The sequence below is a fragment of the Vibrio sp. 10N.222.54.E6 genome, assembly GCF_041473955.1.
Classification (GTDB): domain Bacteria; phylum Pseudomonadota; class Gammaproteobacteria; order Enterobacterales; family Vibrionaceae; genus Vibrio; species Vibrio tasmaniensis_A.
On sequence record NZ_JBFRTD010000008.1, the window covers coordinates 162,053 to 182,515 of the forward strand.

Annotated in this window: 18 protein-coding genes; 3 read left to right on the forward strand and 15 right to left on the reverse strand. The window is 44.1% G+C overall.

Going from position 1 to position 20,463, the window contains the following annotated elements:
- Positions 1–3: 3 nt before the first annotated feature.
- Positions 4–855, forward strand: a complete 852-nt coding sequence (locus AB4513_RS03660) for a hypothetical protein (protein ID WP_102257752.1) — start codon at positions 4–6, stop codon at positions 853–855.
- Positions 856–1,063: 208 nt separating this feature from the next.
- Here the strand turns inward: AB4513_RS03660 and fusA are convergent, their stop codons facing one another.
- Positions 1,064–3,151, reverse strand: a complete 2,088-nt coding sequence (fusA, locus tag AB4513_RS03665; RefSeq protein ID WP_009847514.1) for an elongation factor G — start codon at positions 3,149–3,151, stop codon at positions 1,064–1,066.
- A gap of 233 nt (positions 3,152–3,384) precedes the next feature.
- Positions 3,385–4,764: a DNA repair protein RadA gene (gene radA / locus AB4513_RS03670; RefSeq protein WP_009847515.1), complete on the reverse strand. Its 1,380-nt coding sequence runs from the start codon at positions 4,762–4,764 to the stop codon at positions 3,385–3,387.
- 161 nt (positions 4,765–4,925) lie between these two features.
- Between radA and AB4513_RS03675 the strand changes: the two genes are divergently transcribed.
- Positions 4,926–7,274 carry a PilZ domain-containing protein gene (locus AB4513_RS03675; protein WP_012604687.1) on the forward strand — a complete coding sequence of 783 codons (2,349 nt, stop codon included), beginning with the start codon at positions 4,926–4,928 and terminating at the stop codon, positions 7,272–7,274.
- Positions 7,275–7,378: 104 nt separating this feature from the next.
- On the opposite strand, the gene serB is transcribed toward AB4513_RS03675, so the two are convergent.
- Positions 7,379–8,359: a phosphoserine phosphatase gene (serB, locus tag AB4513_RS03680; protein WP_009847517.1), complete on the reverse strand. Its 981-nt coding sequence runs from the start codon at positions 8,357–8,359 to the stop codon at positions 7,379–7,381.
- A 109-nt stretch (positions 8,360–8,468) separates the two neighbouring features.
- Between serB and AB4513_RS03685 the strand changes: the two genes are divergently transcribed.
- The gene (locus AB4513_RS03685; protein ID WP_009847518.1) at positions 8,469–9,080 is read left to right on the forward strand and encodes a YtjB family periplasmic protein; all 612 of its coding nucleotides are present in this window, start codon (positions 8,469–8,471) and stop codon (positions 9,078–9,080) included.
- Positions 9,081–9,193: 113 nt separating this feature from the next.
- On the opposite strand, the gene deoD is transcribed toward AB4513_RS03685, so the two are convergent.
- The 12 genes from deoD to AB4513_RS03745 form a co-directional block, all read right to left on the reverse strand.
- Complete coding sequence (gene deoD / locus AB4513_RS03690; RefSeq protein ID WP_009847519.1) at positions 9,194–9,913, reverse strand: purine-nucleoside phosphorylase; 720 nt, start codon at positions 9,911–9,913, stop codon at positions 9,194–9,196.
- Between the two features lie 63 nt (positions 9,914–9,976).
- The gene (locus AB4513_RS03695) at positions 9,977–11,197 is read right to left on the reverse strand and encodes a phosphopentomutase (protein ID WP_102257751.1); all 1,221 of its coding nucleotides are present in this window, start codon (positions 11,195–11,197) and stop codon (positions 9,977–9,979) included.
- Positions 11,198–11,273: 76 nt separating this feature from the next.
- Complete coding sequence (deoA, locus tag AB4513_RS03700) at positions 11,274–12,602, reverse strand: thymidine phosphorylase (RefSeq protein ID WP_102257750.1); 1,329 nt, start codon at positions 12,600–12,602, stop codon at positions 11,274–11,276.
- Positions 12,603–12,710: 108 nt separating this feature from the next.
- Positions 12,711–13,487: a deoxyribose-phosphate aldolase gene (deoC, locus tag AB4513_RS03705; RefSeq protein ID WP_102257749.1), complete on the reverse strand. Its 777-nt coding sequence runs from the start codon at positions 13,485–13,487 to the stop codon at positions 12,711–12,713.
- Between the two features lie 537 nt (positions 13,488–14,024).
- Entirely contained in the window at positions 14,025–15,287 is a 1,263-nt protein-coding gene (locus AB4513_RS03710; protein WP_009847523.1) for a NupC/NupG family nucleoside CNT transporter, read from the reverse strand.
- Positions 15,288–15,491: 204 nt separating this feature from the next.
- The gene (locus tag AB4513_RS03715; RefSeq protein ID WP_050546535.1) at positions 15,492–16,304 is read right to left on the reverse strand and encodes a TatD family hydrolase; all 813 of its coding nucleotides are present in this window, start codon (positions 16,302–16,304) and stop codon (positions 15,492–15,494) included.
- Positions 16,285–16,440 (reverse strand): DUF5363 family protein, encoded by a 156-nt coding sequence (locus AB4513_RS03720; protein ID WP_009847525.1) that lies wholly within the window; start codon positions 16,438–16,440, stop codon positions 16,285–16,287. The genes AB4513_RS03715 and AB4513_RS03720 overlap by 20 nt, the downstream gene beginning before the upstream one ends.
- 98 nt (positions 16,441–16,538) lie before the next feature.
- Positions 16,539–18,119: a peptide chain release factor 3 gene (gene prfC, locus AB4513_RS03725; RefSeq protein WP_012604694.1), complete on the reverse strand. Its 1,581-nt coding sequence runs from the start codon at positions 18,117–18,119 to the stop codon at positions 16,539–16,541.
- A gap of 172 nt (positions 18,120–18,291) precedes the next feature.
- Positions 18,292–18,747 (reverse strand): ribosomal protein S18-alanine N-acetyltransferase, encoded by a 456-nt coding sequence (rimI, locus tag AB4513_RS03730; RefSeq protein ID WP_009847528.1) that lies wholly within the window; start codon positions 18,745–18,747, stop codon positions 18,292–18,294.
- Positions 18,740–19,138 (reverse strand): DNA polymerase III subunit psi, encoded by a 399-nt coding sequence (locus AB4513_RS03735; protein ID WP_009847529.1) that lies wholly within the window; start codon positions 19,136–19,138, stop codon positions 18,740–18,742. The genes rimI and AB4513_RS03735 overlap by 8 nt, the downstream gene beginning before the upstream one ends.
- 155 nt (positions 19,139–19,293) lie before the next feature.
- Positions 19,294–19,797, reverse strand: a complete 504-nt coding sequence (locus tag AB4513_RS03740; protein ID WP_009847530.1) for a GNAT family N-acetyltransferase — start codon at positions 19,795–19,797, stop codon at positions 19,294–19,296.
- Positions 19,781–20,308 (reverse strand): SCP2 domain-containing protein, encoded by a 528-nt coding sequence (locus AB4513_RS03745; protein ID WP_009847531.1) that lies wholly within the window; start codon positions 20,306–20,308, stop codon positions 19,781–19,783. Before AB4513_RS03745 ends, AB4513_RS03740 begins: the two co-directional genes overlap by 17 nt.
- Between the last annotated feature and the right edge of the window lie 155 nt (positions 20,309–20,463).

A 20,463-nucleotide genomic window follows, 5' to 3' on the forward strand; every position in this document is an offset into this window, starting at 1 on the left:
ACCATGAAACACTTACTTAAGTTCTCAGTGTTCGGTTTAGCCATGTTATCTCAACCGGTTTTGGCCGAATGCAGTGGCAAGTGGATACTTAACGTCGACAGAAGCAATGTTGAATTTAAGCGAGATTTAGCCGCTTATATTCCCGTTTATTTGGAGTTGTCGCGTGATATTCAGACCTGTCGATTCCCGACGGCCATAGTATCGGTCAACAATAAACAATCTAGCTATTTGAGTTCAATTGGAACAAATTTACCTCTGACTATTCTGGACAAAAACTTCCGCCAATTGAGCCACTTTCCTAGTAAAGGCTTTCAACTACCTCTGGATAACAGCCAAAGAACAAAGTTTTGGATAAAAGTGCCAGAGGCTAAAGTGGCCGCATCTGGTCATTATAACGGACTTCTTGAAGCCTCTATTTCCCTAGATAGAAAACAAGAGACAAAAAATGCCAAAGTGAAACTCAACGTACCAGCGTTTGTGGCTTTCAACTCAGTGCCTAACGCACCAAACCTTCAACGCTCAGGGAGCTCAGGTTATCGCTTCCAGCTTGGTGACCTTGAATCTAACCGAACCTATCGATCCGATTTTGATCTTCTTTCGAACTCGAATGTAAGATTGGTTGTAAAGCAGAGATATGGTGAGTTAAAACAGAAGTCGGAATCCAACGTCACGATCCCATATACATTGCGCTTTAATAACGCCTTAGTAAACCAGAAATCGGTCTATACCTTCTCAAACAATGAGGATACTAAGCGCTGGGGAGTTCCCCTTGAGGTGACGTTAGGTAACATCGAATTTGCGCGTGCTGGAAAATATCAAGATACGATCACGGTTGAAGTTAAAGCTATGCCTTAGAAATACGTACTTGAAAAGTCTGCCATTTATTTTTCGTTGGCCTTTTTAATTTCTTCTCTATGTTCTTCAATCAAAACCAAGATCATCCCATAAGCTCTTAAATATAGGCTTAAGATAATAGAACGACGCTCGCTGGTATCATTGATAATAAAAAGCCCCGCAAGCTTTCACTTGCGGGGCTTTTTTAGCTAATTTAGAAAAGGGCTAATTACTTACCAGCTTCTTTTTCTGCTTTAACTTTTGCAATCACTTCGTCAGCAACGTTAGTTGGACATGGTGCGTATTGTGCGAATTCCATAGAGAATTGGCCACGACCAGAAGTGATAGTACGTAGGTGACCGATGTAGCCGAACATCTCAGAAAGAGGTACGTCAGCTTTAATACGAACACCAGTAACGCCAGCTTGTTGATCTTTGATCATGCCACGACGACGGTTAAGGTCACCGATAACATCACCAACGTGATCGTCTGGAGTGAACACGTCAACGTTCATGATAGGCTCAAGAAGTTGCGCGCCAGCTTTAGGCATAGATTGACGGAATGCGCCTTTCGCTGCGATTTCAAATGCGATAGCAGATGAATCGACTGCGTGGAAACCACCATCGAAAAGTTCAACTTCAACGTCTAGCGTAGGGAAGCCAGCTAGTACGCCGTTATCCATCATGCCAGCAAAGCCTTTCTCAACTGCAGGCCAGAATTCTTTAGGAACGTTACCGCCCACAACTACTGAGTTGAACTTGAAGCCAGAACCTGCTTCACCTGGTTTGATACGGTAATCGATCTTACCGAATTGACCAGAACCACCAGACTGTTTCTTATGCGTGTAGCTATCTTCAATTGCTTGAGTGATAGTTTCACGGTAAGCAACTTGAGGAGCACCAACTGTTAGGTCAACGCCGTAAGTACGCTTAAGGATATCTACCTTGATGTCTAGGTGAAGCTCACCCATACCTTTAAGGATAGTTTCGCCAGTTTCTTCGTCAGTCTCAACTTGGAAAGATGGATCTTCAGCAACCATTTTACCGATCGCGATACCCATTTTCTCAGAACCGCCTTTATCTTTTGGAGATACAGCGATAGAGATTACTGGAGTTGGGAAAACCATTGGCTCAAGCGTTACTTGGTCTTTTGGATCACATAGAGTGTGACCAGTTTGAACGTTCTTCATACCAACGATCGCAATGATGTCACCAGCTTGTGCGCTAGTTAGTTCGTTACGGTCATCAGCTTGCATCTCAACCATACGGCCAACACGCTCAGTTTTACCTGTGAATGAGTTAAGGATCGTGTCACCTTTGTTCAATTTACCAGAGTAAATACGAACGAAAGTTAGAGCACCGAAACGGTCATCCATGATTTTGAACGCAAGCGCTTTGAAAGTTTCTTCAGTAGAAACGATAGCGTGGTTGCCTGTTTCTTCGCCGTTCTCATCCATTAGAGGTTGAGGATCAACTTCAGTTGGAGAAGGTAGGTAATCTACTACAGCATCAAGGATAACTTGCATGCCTTTGTTCTTGAACGCAGAACCACAGAACGTAGGGAAGAATGCGATATCACGAGTACCTTTACGGATACAACGTTTGATGTCTTCGATAGAAGGCTCTTCACCTTCCATGTAAGCTTCCATTAGGTCATCGTCTTGCTCTACAGCAGTTTCGATTAGCTCTTCACGGTATTGCTCAACGTCATCAACCATGTCCGCAGGAACATCAGTGATTTCGTAGTTTTCAGGAAGACCAGTGTCATCCCAAACGTATGCTTTACGGCTTAGAAGGTCTACAACACCCACGAATTCATCTTCGCGGCCGATTGGTAGAACCATAACTAGAGGAGTTGCACCTAGAACGTTTTTAACTTGGTCAACAACGTTGTAGAAATCTGCACCCATACGGTCTAGTTTGTTAACGAAGATCAGACGAGATACTTCTGATTCGTTAGCGTAGCGCCAGTTAGTTTCTGATTGTGGTTCAACACCACCAGAACCACAGAATACACCGATACCGCCATCAAGTACTTTAAGAGAACGGTATACTTCAACTGTGAAGTCAACGTGTCCAGGAGTATCGATAACGTTTAGACGGTGACCGTTCCAGAAACAGCTTACAGCTGCTGATTGGATAGTAATTCCGCGCTCAGCTTCCTGTTCCATGAAGTCAGTAGTTGATTCGCCATCATGTACTTCACCAGTCTTGTGGATCTGACCAGTTAGCTTAAGGATACGCTCAGTGGTAGTTGTTTTACCCGCATCAACGTGCGCGAAAATACCAATGTTTCTGTATTTCGATAAATCTGCCATTGTCTTACTCTGTTAATAGGATATAAAATGCGCGCAGAGTATATCACAATCTGTGAGGACTGATAGCTTTGCATGCATTTGGGACTAAAAAACTTTGCCTTTTTCTAACATATAGAAAAGGCAATCTGAAGAAACAATCTAAATGATTGTTAAGTTTAGTGCTAACTTAAAGCGAAAATAGCGTTTAAGTTAGACTGAATTTCTGCTGTATAGAGTAGCTGAAGTGAGCTCAATTACAACTCATCAAAAGCATTAATTGCTTCCGATAATTTTTTCACACCGTGGATCTGCATTCCTGGAATGCCACCTTTAGGCATGTTAGCCGCTGGTACAATGGCTCTCTTGAAGCCGTGTTTAAACGCCTCATTTAAGCGCTCTTGACCGCTCGGTACAGGTCGAATCTCACCAGCAAGGCCTACTTCGCCAAAAACCACCACATCTTTTGGCAATGCGCGGTCTCTGAAACTCGAAAGTAATGCCATTACCAATGCAAGATCAGCACTGGTTTCGGTTACTTTAACACCACCAACGACATTCACAAACACATCTTGGTCAGCCATTTGTAAGCCGCCGTGTTTATGCAGCACGGCTAATAACAATGACAGTCGATTTTGCTCGAGACCAACAGCGACACGACGCGGGTTAGCCAGCTGCGAATAATCCACCAGCGCTTGAATTTCGACAAGAAGTGGACGCGTCCCTTCCCAAACCACCATCACTGAACTGCCTGAGGTTTCTTCTTCACCACGAGACAGGAAAATAGCCGATGGATTGCTAACTTCTTTTAGTCCTTGCCCTGTCATGGCAAACACACCTAGCTCATTCACTGCACCAAAACGGTTCTTGTGGCTGCGCAAGGTTCTAAAACGACTGTCCGTTCCGCCATCTAACAACACCGAACAGTCAATAATGTGTTCAAGTACTTTTGGTCCCGCTAAGGTACCGTCTTTAGTTACGTGTCCCACTAGGAACACGGCAACGTTGTTCTGTTTCGCATAGCGCGTTAATGCGGTTGCCGATTCGCGCACCTGAGCAACACTGCCAGGAGACGATTGAACGTCAGCGACATGCATAACTTGGATTGAGTCGATAACCATGATCTTAGGCTGCTCTCTTTCTGCAACCTGACAGATTTTATCAACATTGGTTTCAGAGAGCATTTTGAGATGCTCTTTTGGTAACCCTAATCGAGATGCTCGCATCGCAACTTGTTGAAGAGATTCTTCGCCAGTGACATAAAGTGTCGGTAACTGGGAAGAAAGCTGACACATAGTCTGCAATAGCAGGGTTGATTTACCGGCACCAGGGTTACCACCAATAAGAATCGCAGCGCCAGGTACAACACCACCACCAAGTACACGATCAAGCTCTTTGAAGCCACTACTAAAGCGCGGGACCTCTTGCAAGTCGATTTCCGATAGCGTTTGAACCGAAGATTCAGTTGCACCACCAGCGTAACCACTTAGTCGTTCATTGCGCGCGACCTGAGGTGAAGCGGCTAACCTAACTTCTGTAATCGTGTTCCAAGCACCACATGCATTGCACTGCCCTTGCCAACGTGGAAAGTCAGCACCACAGTCATTACACACATAAGCTCGCTTTGCCTTAGCCATAAAACCTCAATAATTTGCTTAGTAACGGGTAAATGTTGCTATTTTGTGACCCCGTTGACCGTACAGGTGAAAATAAAAGTTGCAGTAGGGCCACGAATACCTAAAGATCAAATACAACTCGTCGATAACAATAACGCACCATCCATTCTAACAAGAAAAGTATGCAGCAATCTGAAATTCTATCTGTAGCAGAACGACTTATTCCGGCCTACCATGCCGAAGATTTCGAATTCCTTCTTTCTCAAATGACAGAAGGCGAATCACCGTCTCTAAAACTGCTCGTTAAAATGGAACTGAATCGTATCATGGCTCCGTGCACAAAGAGCATTGATTTACGCGGGCGTATTGATAATGAATGTCATCAATTCACGCTAGACGAGCGTAAACATTGGCTTGATGACATAGCTTTGAACGCGTATCAACGTGGTACTAAAAAATTTAAAGGTTATACCGAGGGCGTGTGGGAGTTAGTGATGACACCTCGCATTCAACCTCTTCGTAATATTGTTAAAACATCCTCTCAAGATGACCACGATATCACTAACGCTGATAGCCCCTATGAAGCAGAAGCCATTAACCTCGGTTACGATTTAAAACGCAAAGAAAACAGGCTCAAGATTAGCTCACAGGTTGAAATCACCACGCCTAAAGGACAAAGCCTACATGGTGTGACAGTTGATATTTCTCCGTCGGGTGCAAAGTTCAAGGTACCAAGGGCGTTTAAATACAACCTAGGGGAAATCATCAGTGTTAAATTCACTGAGCTTGTTGAGAAGTCACTAGAAGCCGATGTTAATGAGGCGGTTGAATTTCGTATTCTGGGTATTGATGAATCCTACGAGAACAATGCAGTCAAATTTTTAAGATGCATGAGAATCAGCGATACAACGAGTGTGGCTCGTTTACTCGATGAATCTCTAAATAGTGTCAGCAAGAAAACCAGCCATGAGAATCAAGATAGGCTCATTCGAACGCGAACTCGCGGTATTGAACACACCTATCTAAAGTACACCTGTAATCTCCCTCTATTCTTCAGTGGTAGTGAGTTGAAGCTCGCGCTGCTCACGGATAACAATCATCCCCAATGGCAATACTGGCATGATGAGCGTAACCAACAGGCTCTGGGTACTTTGTTCAACGAACAACGTATGAACTTACTCGCTAAGCCTGGCGTGAAGGGAACCAGTAACGTTATCTACTCTTTTACCCATGAACATAAAAATAAGACCTTGTTCTACTCGATGATGCTGCCTGAAGCTTCTCGTGAAGAGAGGCAACTGTTCTGGCACATCGGCGGTAAACGTAAAAGTTGGAAGGCGTTCAAATTCTCGGTTTTCGAATTATCCGACGCTGAGCGACAAGCCTTAGCTGAGCATTCAGATACGCTTGCTCAAAGCTCTGCGCAACTGACTCATTGCGGTATCTTGCAAGAGATCGGTGATCACGAAAGTGCTGCCGATTACCTATTAAGTGAAAAACCACGCATTCCAAGCAGTGACCTTAATCGCTTTCGCCATCCTCGAACGGTGGTGGGGAACATTCAAAGTATCTACTTTGATTCCCAAAGTCGTCGTAAAGAACCGAGATATAGCTTTAAATCGCCAATTCAACTCACATCACAAGATAGCCCAACAATAAATGGACACACTGTAGACATATCAAAACGTGGCCTAAGCATTACCCTTGAACACCCAATGGTACTCAAGATTGATGATCCGGTTGTGGTGAATTTTAATGAACTGCAACTCTATGATAAAAACTTGCCATTAAGCACAGTGCCTTACCATGTAATTCGTGTAAGCCCGAACGGTTGCAATGTTCAATTGGTTATCACCGAGAATGCAAAAACAATGCGTACCATCGCCTTCCTCAATGGGCTTATCGATCAGAACCAAAGTAAGCTAAATAAGAAGCAAGAAATACTGCCCACCGATTCACTGCTTAAATCACTGCACACTGTTTTGCTTAACAAAATGGTCAGTAATCCAATTTTCATTGATAAGCCGGGCTCAACGTTGCGTTGTAAGCTCATTGGTGTGAACTTCCCGCTGAACAAGCATCTAGCGTTACTCGCTAAACTTGGGCACAACCAAAAGTTTTCACTGGAACCGATTTTCAAAGGTCACTCTAATTCACTATTAGCTGAGCCACTGAAAAGAATTGAAGGTGCAGAGCCAAAACATCATGACGTATACATTGCTGCGATAAAGTTTGGTAACAAGATTCAATCTGTACATACGAAGTTGGTGAAAGACTTTGCATCTACGAAAGAACGTATCTCGTTCATTAAGAAGGCACAAGATCTGGGTGATGTGTATGTACTGCGAGTCACTACCGCCCCTATCTTTAATCCATTAACAAGTTTGTTCCAATCAGACTTAGCCGAGCTTTCGCGCATCAGTATGCACCAAGCGAAGAAGTTAGAGAGTGAGGTCACCGCTTTTATTGGTTATGGTGAGATAGAAGACATTACCGATGAAGTATTGATTCGATTAGAACTCTCGCACTAAATAACCAGATCAACTTACCGGTTTGTCGACTTATCGGATTTAAAAATAGAAAAAGCAGGCTCATCACCTGCTTTTTTGTATCCGTTATACCGCCCTAAATATGACTAAGGCTTCGCTTGCCAGCTAATTTTTTGCTGCTTAGCTAATACACCTGACAAGATACAAAGCACCCCACCTAAGCCAGCATAACGCACAGCAGTTTGAGCTTGTTGTTCAACTTTCGGTTTTGCATGGTAAGCAATCCCTAAACCGGCAGAACCCATCATAACCAAGTCATTGGCACCATCACCCACGGCAACGGTGTTATGCAGTTCCAGTTCATACTCTTCAGCAAGTTCTACCAAGATATCCGCTTTGGTCTGTGCGGAAACAACATCGCCTAATACTTCACCCGTCAATTTACCATTGACGATCTCTAGCGTGTTTGACTGAGCGTGGTCAAGATCAAGCGTATCTTTCAGGTAGTCTGAGAAATAAGTAAAACCACCCGATGCAATCGCCGTCTTCCAGCCAAGTTTATTCAGAGTATTCACTAGCTCAACCAAGTCTGGCATGAATGGTAATGACTGGCGCACTTGCTCCAGTATCGACTCATCCGCACCTTTCAGTGCCCCAACGCGTTGGCGTAGGCTCTGTTCAAAGTCGAGCTCGCCTTGCATCGCACGCTCTGTTATTTCAGAAACTAACTCTCCGACTCCTGCGAGCTTTGCTATCTCATCGATGCATTCAATTTGAATTGCTGTGGAGTCCATATCCATCACGATCAAACCTGGCTTAGATAAGTCTGGGACCTCGCTAAGGCAAGCATAATCAAGCTTCAGTGCTTGTAAAATTTCTTCGTGTGCCGGGGTTAAGTTCCCTGACATCAGTGCCACTTCGTAATGTCCCACCTTCCACGTATTGAGGATGGTGTTGTAGGTACCAGTGAAAAAGTCGATGTCATCAAATGATTGTGGAGATAAGTACTCACCGAACACAATCCAATTGGCTTTAGATTTTGCGAGTTGAGAAGCGAAACGTGTCTCGGGGAGTCGGGTTAATAATGTCGTATGCCTTTTAATCGGCAGATATTTCTGAGCGTCCATGTGTATGATTCCTAATTAACTATGCTAAACGTTAACCTATTGCAATTTGAAAACGCAAGTCTCAATATGTCTTAATCATAACATTTGTTTATTTCAGGCTTCGTGAAACATGAATGAATCATTGTTCTCAATACGTAACGCTTTACGAGTACTAGCCCTAATTCTGTTGGCTGCTATGTTCGTGGTAACCATTAAAAACACAGTAGTGATCAGTAAAGGTAATGAGAAGATCCAAGCAAAACAGTTGGAAACGCTGACCAAACTACTGATCTCACAGGCATCACTTTCAGCCAGTAAGATGATCACTCAGCAAGACCAAGAGCGCCTGCTAGAGCTCACTAACCAACTCTCTCAGGATCGATTGGTATTTGATACCACCATCTACGATGCAGAAGGGATTCGACTGGCTTCGAGTGAAAAAGCGCTCTCGGTACGCGAAGTTCTTGGCTTAGACACACCTCTTTCAACGGCAAGTATCGGCAGGCAGCAACTCGTTGAACCTATTTACTCTCCAGAGAGTACGATCATTGGCTTTATCCGCGTGACTTTTGAGACAGGAAAAATGACAGCTATTTCTGATCATCACTACCGTAAGAGCGATCGCTACATGATCGGTATGGTCTTAATGGGATTTGTCAGTGGCGTGTTGTTCATCATGCTTATTCGTAAAAGAAAGGCTAAGTCTGGGGAAAACTGGCTGCTTAAAAATGTCAGCTCTTAACGGCTTAGTTTAACAAATCCAATAAAAAGCCCCGAAGCTCAGGCAGCAACGGGGCTTTTGTTATCTATTAAACTTTGCGGTATCTATTAAGCTTTTTGAAATCTATTAGCAGATTAGTCTTGGTCACCAAGCAGCACAGAGTCGAGTGCGATAACCATCATGTCGTTGAAAGTCGTTTGACGTTCATCTGATGTGGTTTGCTCACCAGTTTTGATGTGATCAGAAACAGTACAAATAGTCAGAGCTTTTGCACCGTATTCAGCACATACACCATAGATACCCGCCGCTTCCATCTCTACGCCGACAATGCCGTACTTGTCCATGACTTCGAACATTTCAGGATCTGGCGTGTAGAACAACTCAGCCGAGAATAGGTTGCCAACCTTTACGTCTACACCACGCGCTTTGGCTGCATCTTCTGCCGCACGCACCATTTTGTAATCCGCAATAGCCGCAAAGTCATGACCTTTAAAGCGAATACGATTCACTTTTGAGTCGGTACACGCACCCATGCCGATAACCACATCGCGTACTTTGATATCTTCGCTCACTGCACCACAACTGCCGACACGAATGATCTTTTTCACACCAAAGTCTTTGATCAGCTCAGTCGCGTAAATAGAACAAGATGGAATGCCCATACCATGCCCCATTACCGAAACCTTACGGCCTTTGTAAGTACCCGTGTAACCAAACATGTTACGAACATCGCACACTTGAACCACTTCTTCTAGGAAGGTTTCAGCGATGTATTTTGCACGTAGCGGATCGCCGGGCATTAGAACTACGTCAGCGAAATCACCCATTTCAGCATTAATATGTGGAGTAGCCATTGAAAATATCCTTAATCTCAAAACAAAAAAAAGAGAGAGGTTTCCCTCTCCCTTCGTTAACTATTATAGAAAGCTTGTACCGTGTCCCATTGGCGATGTGCCAAAGTAAGACGCTAAGCTTTGACCGATATCAGCGAAGGTATCGCGACGGCCAAGAGAGCCAGCAGGAACCTTGTTTCCGTAAACAATCACAGGGATATGTTCACGAGTATGGTCAGTACCTGGCCATGTCGGATCACAACCGTGGTCAGCAGTTAAGATAAGTACATCATCTTCTTTCATCATATCGATGATTTCATTGATACGGCCATCGAAGTACTCAAGTGCCGCTGCGTAACCTGCAACATCACGGCGGTGACCGTAAGCTGAGTCGAAATCAACGAAGTTAGTGAACACGATAGTGTTGTCACCCGCTTCATTGATCGCTTCTTTAGTCGCTTCAAATAACGCAGGGATACCTGTTGCTTTGGTTTTCTGAGTAATACCACAACCCGCGTAGATATCAGAGATCTTACCGATTGAGTGAACATTACCGCCCTTCTCATCAACCAACTTCTGAAGAACTGTTGCCGCTGGCGGCTCAACAGAAAGGTCACGACGGTTACCAGTACGTTCGAACTGACCTTTACCTGGGCCAATGAACGGGCGCGCAATAACACGGCCGATGTTGTAGTCTTCTAGCTCTTCACGAGCAATCTGACAAAGGTCTAATAAGTTCTGTAGACCGAATGTCTCTTCATGACATGCGATTTGGAAAACAGAGTCTGCTGAAGTATAGAAGATTGGCAAGCCACTCTTCATGTGTTCTTCACCTAGGTTATCTAGGATTTCTGTACCCGATGAGTGACAGTTACCTAAGAAGCCAGATAGACCTGCACGCTCAAGGATGCGATCAGTCAGTTCTTTTGGAAAGCTGTTTTCTTTGTCGGTGAAGTAGCCCCAGTCAAACAATACCGGTACACCTGCGATTTCCCAGTGACCTGATGGCGTGTCTTTACCAGAAGACAGCTCAGCAGCGTGACCGTACGCGCCAATGATTTCAGCATCTGCATCCATACCAGGAGCAAAGCGACCTGTAGACTCTTTGTGAGCCATAGCTAAACCTAGCTTAGACAGGTTTGGCAGCGTTAGTGGACCTTTACGATCCGCATTGTCTGCAAGACCTTGATCACAATGGTCAGCAATGTGACCCATAGTGTCTGAACCTACATCACCGAATGTGTCCGCATCTGCTGTTTCGCCGATACCGAATGAATCTAAAACTAAAATAAATGCTCTTTTCATTTTCTTCACCAACTTATTGCTCTTTGCACCAGAACTCTGTTTATCGGCATACACAAGGTATGCCGATACCTGTTATTTACACGTCTTCAGAACGAATCTGACGGTAAACGTCTGGCGTTGCTGTATATTCTCCACCCACAGTGATTGCATTTTGTAATGCTTTTGCAGCTTCTTGCCACTGTTGTTCATTGCGAGCATGAATCATTGCTAATGGTTTATCGTCGCTTGCTACTTCACCAAGGCGAATGAAGCTATCAAAACCGACTGCGTAATCAATGCTGTCTGTTGCTACGCGGCGACCACCGCCCATACCAACGACAGCCATACCAATTGCACGCGTATCCATCGCCGATACTACACCGCTTTCTAGCGCATACACTGGTTTAACAATTTCTGCTTTTTCTAGGTAGTTATCGTAGTTCGTTACGAAATCAGTTGGACCACCAAGGCCCGCTACCATTTTACCGAAGCACTCTGCTGCTTTACCGTTATCCAGTACTGCCATCAGCTTTTCACGCGCTTCGTCTGAATCTTTTGCAAGGTTACTCAGAACCAGCATTTCAGCACACGATGCCATCGTAATTTCTAGCAAACGAGGGTTACGATATTCGCCGGTTAGAAATTGAACCGCTTCACGTACTTCTACTGCGTTACCCGCTGAAGAAGCCAGAACTTGGTTCATGTCCGTTAGGATTGCCGTTGTTTTAGTACCCGCGCCGTTTGCTACTGCAACGATAGATTTTGCTAACTCTTCAGACGCTTCGTAAGTCGGCATGAATGCGCCTGAACCTACTTTTACGTCCATCACTAGAGAATCAAGACCAGCAGCCAATTTCTTAGACAGAATTGAAGCTGTGATCAACGATATGTTGTCGACTGTTGCCGTGATATCTCGAGTCGCGTAAACGCGCTTATCAGCTGGCGCTAAATCGCCAGTTTGGCCGATGATCGCTACGCCAGCTTCTTTGGTTACAGCACCAAACACATCGTTGGTTGGTGTAATATTGTAACCAGGGATAGATTCAAGTTTGTCTAGCGTACCGCCAGTGTGACCTAAACCACGACCAGAGATCATTGGAACGAAACCACCACATGCTGCCACCATAGGGCCAAGCATCAGAGAAGTTACGTCACCAACACCACCAGTAGAGTGCTTATCAACGATTGGGCCATCAAAGTTCATGTGGCTCCAGTCAATCACCATGCCCGAATCACGCATTGCACACGTCAGTGCGATACGTTCTGGCATCGTCATTTCATTAAAAAAGATAGCCATTGCGAATGCTGCAATTTGGCCTTCAGAAACCGTGTTTTTAGCCACGCCTTGAATAAAGAAGTTAATTTCTTCAGTCGTTAGGACTTCACCATCACGTTTTCTGCGAATAATTTCTTGAGGTAGATACATTAGTGCCTCCCAAACTCTAGTGAGTATGGTTTGTAGGGAAAGAGGTAATATGGAGTGACTTAACACCACTCCATCAAACAGACTTTATTGTTATACCCGATAGGGAAATTAGTATGCTGCTGGATCAGCAGTTTGGTCTGTCACTTCTAATGTATTAAGAAGGTTAGTCAGTAGGCTTGAAGCGCCAAAACGGTAGTGCATGTTGTCTGCCCACTCAGCGCCTAGTAGCTCATCAGCCATTGCAAGGTAAGCTTGAGCATCTTCAGCTGTACGTACGCCACCAGCTGGTTTGAAACCAACTGTTTTAGCTACGCCCATGTCACGAATAACTTCAAGCATCATGCGTGCGTACTCAGGAGTCGCGTTTACTGGCACTTTACCTGTTGAAGTTTTGATGAAGTCTGCACCTGCTTCGATACAGATTTGAGAAGCTTTCTTGATCAGTGCTTCTTCTTTAAGTTCACCTGTTTCGATGATCACTTTAAGCGTGATGTCACCACAAGCGGCTTTACACTGTTTAACTAGCTCAAAACCCACTTCTTCGTTGCCAGCAATAAGAGCACGGTATGGGAATACTACGTCAACTTCGTCTGCGCCGTACGCTACCGCTGCTTTTGTTTCAGCAACAGCAATTTCGATGTCGTCATCACCATGAGGGAAGTTAGTTACAGTCGCGATGCGTACTTCTGGAGTACCTTGCTCACGCAACGCCTTTTTAGCTGCTGGGATGAAGCGAGGGTAAATACAGATTGCAGCGGTGTTGCCAACTGCAGTCTTCGCGTCATGACAAAGTGCCACTACTTTTTCAGTAGTATCGTCGTCATTTAGCGTAGTTAGGTCCATAAGTTTAAGTGCACGTAGAGCTGCTGCTTTTAAATCGCTCATTTCTATCTCCGATCAATATATTCAAATAGTTAACTACTTCACCATCCATCCAGTATAGATGGATATTTTAGTAATGCTCAGTAGTCACAAATGAACGGACTTGGTTCCCTGAAGACTTGATAACTTTCGCTACCAATTGCAATCCTTGTCACCGCACAGTACCAGTTTGGTCTATGGCACAACAAATCAGTCATGTTGTGTCTAACATCTATAGTGTATTGCTAATATAGCGTATTGCTAAGTTTGGCTTAATCCCAGAAGAATAACGTTCGAGCTAATCTCAATGTTACTTTCTTGCCAGCAGAGACATCCTATCCCTTTAGCTAATACATTATAGGTATCCATCAATAAATTGTAGTGCTCCTTAGAACGCAAACGGTTTGTATCTCAAAAAAACATTCTAGACCCATTTTCGACTCCAAGCATTCACTCATGCTAATGCTCAAAATCACTAGGCCCAAAAACAAAAAAGCCCCGCAGCAATTTCTTGCTACGGGGCGATATTATTATGGCGTCTATATATCGATTTCTAACTGATTAGAAAGACAGGAAGAAGCCAGCAATTGTTGCTGCCATCAGGTTAGATAGAGTACCAGCTACAACCGCTTTAACACCCATACGTGCGATGTCGTGACGACGGTTTGGAGCAATACCACCTAGACCACCTAGAAGAATCGCAATTGAAGAAAGGTTTGCGAAACCACATAGAGCGAACGAGATAATTGCTTGAGTCTTAACAGACATTACTTGACCAGTCGCTTCAACGATTTGAGCGTTTTCACCGATGTACGGTACGAAGTTTAGGTATGCAACGAATTCGTTAACAACTGTCTTCTGACCAATGAAAGAACCAGCAATAGTTGCTTCTTCCCATGGAACACCAATGATGAATGCTAACGGTGCGAAGATCCAACCTAGAAGAAGTTCTAGAGTTAGGTTTTCCATACCGAACCAACCACCGATGCCACCTAGGATACCGTTGATAAGAGCGATTAGACCGATGAATGCTAGTAGCATTGCACCAACGTTAAGTGCTAGTTGTAGACCAACTGACGCACCGCCAGCAGCTGCATCGATAACGTTAGCAGGCTTGTCGTCGCCACCGTCGATGTCTGAACCTAGGTTCTCGTCAACTTCATCAGTTTCAGGCTTGATGATTTTAGCGAATAGTAGACCACCAGGTGCTGCCATGAATGACGCTGCTACTAGGTACTCTAGAGGTACACCCATAGATGCGTAACCCGCTAGTACACCACCAGCAACAGACGCTAAACCACCACACATTACTGCGAATAGTTCAGAGTTAGTCATTTTAGGAACAAATGGACGAACAACTAGAGGCGCTTCCGTTTGACCAACGAAGATGTTTGCAGCTGCAGACATAGACTCGGCGCGAGAAGTACCTAGAGCTTTCTGAAGACCACCACCAAGAACCTTGATTACAACTTGCATCGCACCAATGTAGTAAAGTACAGAGATAAGAGCAGAGAAGAAGATTAGTGTTGGTAGAACTTGGAATGCAAAGATGAATCCGATACCGTCAACTGAGAAGTTAACAAGGCTACCAAATAGGAAGCCAGTACCATCTTTACCGTAGTCGATCACGTTTGCTACACCAGCAGAGAAACCTGCAAGTAGATCACGACCCCAAGGGATGTAAAGTACGAATGCACCAAGTGCGAATTGGATAGCGAAAGCGCCACCCACTGTTCTTAGATTAATTGCTTTGCGGTTGTCGGATAGTAGTACTGCGATTGCAATCAGTGCAACCATTCCGACGAGGCTCATAAACAGGCTCATAGTTTATGACTTCCTTATTAGTTATTTATTGGCGTGTTACAAAATGGGGCTATAAAGCGGAGGCAATTATACTCATGCGACCACTAATAAAGTAATGCCGTCCTCACACTTTCGTAGAAGATTCATGTACCATTCACACGTAAATGTGAGCCGAATCACAAGCCAAGTGCAATTTACGCAAACGATAAACAAAAACCTTCGATTTTATTCACATATACCGAATGCGCGATGGCTATTTTGCCAAATTTGCGCTGCAACCGATTGCTTCGGTTCTTTTCTAAGCAAAAACAGTTCATTTAAGATCGTAACTAAATACTTGGAATGATTAACATTTCCTTGTTTTCCATGCATGGGCATATCCGGGGCATCCGTTTCTAATACCAGGCACTCAAGAGGCAGTTTTGAGATAGTGGTGCGTGTTTTTTGTGCTCTTGGGTAAGTAATCGTTCCACCGACACCAATATAGAAACCAAGCTGAATCCACGCCAAAGCCTGCTGTTCGCTCCCTGAAAATCCATGAATCACGCCACCCAAAGTAAATTTATACTGCTTTATTAGCTCAATAAGTCGGTTAAAAGACTTCCTTTCATGGATGATTAAAGGCAGCTTAAACGCCTTAGCTAGCTCTATTTGTTGAATGAAAAAACGCTCTTGTTTCTCCCGTGCAACATCGACAAAAAAGTCGAGACCACACTCTCCTATCGCAACACATTGACTGGTTTTTGATGAGAGTAATTGGCGAAGTTCCGAAAATTGCTCGTCATTGGCTTGCTCTAAAAAGTAAGGATGAAAGCCTAATGCGTAATAAACATTAGGGTAAGATTGAGCGATTTCATCAAGCTTCCTCCAGTTACTTTGGCCAATAGAAGGGATGATTAACTTCTCGACTTGCGCCTGTTTCGCTTCTTTAACGTAACCTTCAATACCTTTATCAAGTGAAAAACCTTGCTCAAAAATGTCAAAGTCCGCATGGCAATGGGTGTCAAACAGCGGAAATTCACTTAATTCTGGTGTCATCTTCCCTACTCTCTGTTTGTTGTCCTTGAGGGTCACGGCGATAAGCCACGCAGCTGCGCTTATTTTCAGGCGTTAAGCCAAGCTCTTCGCACCACTTATCGTATTTCTTAATCCAAGCTTTTATCCAACTGAACATACTTACCTTAAGCCTCTAACCTCAAAAGACACGAATAAAAAAACGCCTATTGCAGAACAATAGACGTTTTTGTTTAACTCGAATAGAGCGCAGAGTAATTAGTGCTCGCGCGTCGCTCGGAACTGAACTTCTGGGAAACGTTCAGAAGCTAGGTTCAAATTCACCATAGTCGGTGCGATGTAAGATAGGTTATCACCACCATCTAACGCTAGGTTAGCTTGGCTCTTACGTTTGAACTCTTCTAGTTTCTTAGCGTCATCACATTCAACCCAACGTGCAGTTGCAACGTTCACACCTTCGTAAATCGCTTCAACGTTGTATTCCGCTTTCAAGCGCGCTACAACCACATCAAACTGAAGTACACCAACTGCACCAACGATCAGATCGTTATTTTGCAAAGGACGGAATACTTGAACCGCGCCCTCTTCAGAAAGCTGAACCAAGCCTTTTAGAAGTTGCTTCTGCTTCAATGGATCGCGCAGACGAATACGACGGAATAGCTCAGGCGCAAAGTTAGGAATACCTGCGAACTTCAAGCTTTCGCCTTGAGTAAAGGTATCGCCAATCTGAATTGTGCCGTGGTTATGCAGACCAATTATGTCACCCGCGTATGCTTTTTCAGCACGAGCACGGTCACCCGCCATGAAGGTTACTGCATCAGAGATACTGACGTTCTTACCAGTACGAACATGGTTCATCTTCATACCTTGGTCGTAAGTACCCGATACGATACGCATGAATGCGATACGGTCACGGTGTTTTGGATCCATGTTTGCTTGGATCTTAAATACGAAACCAGAGAACTTCTCTTCAGTCGCTTCAACATCACGCTCATTTGCTTGACGTGTTTGAGGCGCAGGAGCCCATCGAGTTAGGCCATCAAGCATATGGTCAACACCGAAGTTACCCAATGCAGTACCGAAGTAAACCGGAGTCAATTCGCCAGCAAGGAACAGTTCGTGATCAAACTCAGGACATGCGCCGATAACCAATTCAAGTTCTTCACGAACGCTGCTCGCCAGATCTTCGCCAACAGCTTCGTCTAGTTCAGGGTTATCTAGACCTTTGATGATGCGAACTTCTTGGATCTCATGGCCGTGGCCAGATTCATACAAGATCGTTTCATCACGGTGAATGTGGTAAACGCCTTTAAACTCTTTACCACAACCGATAGGCCAAGAGATTGGAGCACAAGCCATACCTAGCTCGCTTTCCACTTCATCTAGCACTTCCATTGGGTCACGAACATCACGGTCAAGTTTGTTCATAAACGTTACGATTGGTGTATCACGTAAACGCGTTACTTCCATCAGTTTACGAGTACGATCCTCGACACCTTTTGCAGCATCGATAACCATCAAACAAGAGTCAACCGCGGTTAATGTACGGTACGTATCTTCCGAGAAATCTTCGTGTCCAGGAGTATCGAGTAGGTTGACTAGACAATCGTTGTATGGGAATTGCATTACAGACGTAGTTACCGAGATACCACGTTCTTTTTCCATCTCCATCCAGTCAGATTTAGCGTGCTGGTTAGAGCCACGGCCTTTTACGGTACCCGCTTTTTGAATCGCGTTTCCGAATAAAAGAACTTTTTCAGTAATCGTGGTTTTACCCGCATCCGGGTGAGAGATAATCGCAAACGTTCTACGTTTGCTCACTTCTTGTTGGAAAGACATAGTCGCCCTTTGCTGATCTAAAGCGTAAAAAGGGCAAGTAGATAATACTTGCCCTTGAATTCTGTGTGCGGATTATACAGAAAGCGTGTCACTTTCTAAAGGGTCAGTTTACACCCTATTTTGTGGCTAATTCCGGAGCTAGCGGTCTAGTTCACGAAAAGACGTAACATGACTAGCTAAAAGACATAAAAAGATAGCTCATAATGATGGCGTCTTCGTTGCCTTGCTTGGTTGGATAATAGTTACGACGGCGGTCGACTTCATTAAAGCCAGCCTTCTCGTAAAGATTAAAAGCATTCACATTACTTTCGCGAACTTCCAGCCAAGCACTTTCCGCGTCAGCTTGTTCACACATATCGAGAAAGTGCTCAACCAAAGCCTTACCGTAACCTTTGCCTTGCTGCTTAGGGTCAACCGCTATCGTCAGCAAAGTAACCTCACCGACAATGTTCTGAGCATAGAAATAGCCGACCACTTGCCCATCGACTTCTAAAACACGGTGGCTGCCTCCACGACTATTAAGATCACGGATCATATTTTCAGACCAAGGATGAGAATGCGCGGTCTGCTCAATTTGCCAAATTGCGTCTAGGTGTTGTTCTGAAGTGGGTAAAAGTTGATTAGTCATAAGCACAAATTTGTTGCCATAAGTCGCGGCGATGTTGGTTATTACCGTTAATGTCAGACAGTAATGGAGATTGAAGTGTTTTTGCCTTCAGTTCATGGGCAGATTCGCAACCAGCAAACCATACCCATTCAACCGAACTTAAATCCACAGCAGACAAGTGTTGCGGTTGAAGGTGTAAAGCTTGAGATAAGTCGAGCTTGATACTTTTGAGTACTCGCTCAAACATCACGGCGAGATCATCCTGAGGTTTTTCTGGTGAAACCAACAGTAACTTGCAATCATTCGATAACAGAGTCAATTCAGATTCATAACCAGCCAAACGCTCTGGGTGACTTAACTCCCATTGGCTAATGCCCATCTCTTGTAGATATTGCGCGTGTGTTTGTGACATATCTAGCGGTCGTAACCTTTGGTTTGTTGGTATTAATATTCTTCGAGTGAACTTAAACGGTGCTCATTGGGGCTGATACTAACAAAAAATAAAGGAGCATCAAGCTCCTTTATTTAGACTAAATCAGTTTGTATCTTATTGAGTGGTAAATCAGCTTATAAGTCGTTGAACTCTGGGCTGTAAGCAATTTCACCAGAATGCCCAGCAAACGCCCCTTCTACCAACTCAATCGCTTGAAAAGCGCCTTCAGGCACATCCCAAACACAACTCAGGCCAAATTCGCTCGCCGCCTTGAAACCAAAACGACCGTAGTAAGCAGGATCACCGAGTACAACACAGGCTGGGTAACCAAAATCTACCAAAGTAGAAAATGCGTCTTCAACCAGTGATTTGGCAATGCCTTGATTGCGGAACTCTTCTTTCACGGCGAGAGGTGCGAGCCCCTGCCAGTTATGATCGTCACCATCAAGAGTAAGAGGGCTAAACATCAGGTGACCAACCACCTCCCCTTCATCAGAACAAGCCACCAGCGATAGCGTTAAATGGCTATTCTCACGCAAGCTCATAACCAAATTAGCTTCTGCATCCGTTTCAAAAACAGATTTCAATAAACGATCGATGACAAGTATATCTGCCGGTGCTTCAGTTCGAATAAGCATTCATTACCTCACTTTGTGTATCTGGGGATTGTACTCCCTTCTGCACAAAATCAGCTAATTGATTTAACAAAGTTTTCATAGGAGTCGGCAATAAGTCTAAATCGACGCTATCCATCAAATTTTTCACTTCCAAGCCTAGCTCGGTATCGCCCTCAATAGACAGTCGACGTTGGAAGAAAAGCGTATCTGGGTCTTCTTTTCGCCCAGCAATCAACACGAGATCATTTAGATTGCCACTAAAACTCACATCTTCATTGACCTCTTTATCAGCGACAACTAGTTGCTCATTTTTGTAGCTAATACACCAACTTAACCCCATATCTTTTATTGAAACTTTAAGCCACTTGTCTTCTAAGAACTCAAAATCACCATCCTCTAAAGCCTCCTTGAATACATTTTTCAATGCTTCTAATAAGGCTTTTTTTTGTACTGATTTTGGTAATAACTGGACTGGAGATCGCAAAATTGATGCGGCATTTTGAACTAGTTGAGTGCGTATCTTGTTTATCACGTGACTTATCCGTAACTTTGTCAATAATATAGAAAGCATCATAGATGATGTTGAGATCTCAGTTACTGTTATGTATCAAATTAATTCAGTTTGATGCTCGACCTTTAATATATTGATAATCACAGTTATAGTAACTCTGGTCATGAAAATCACAG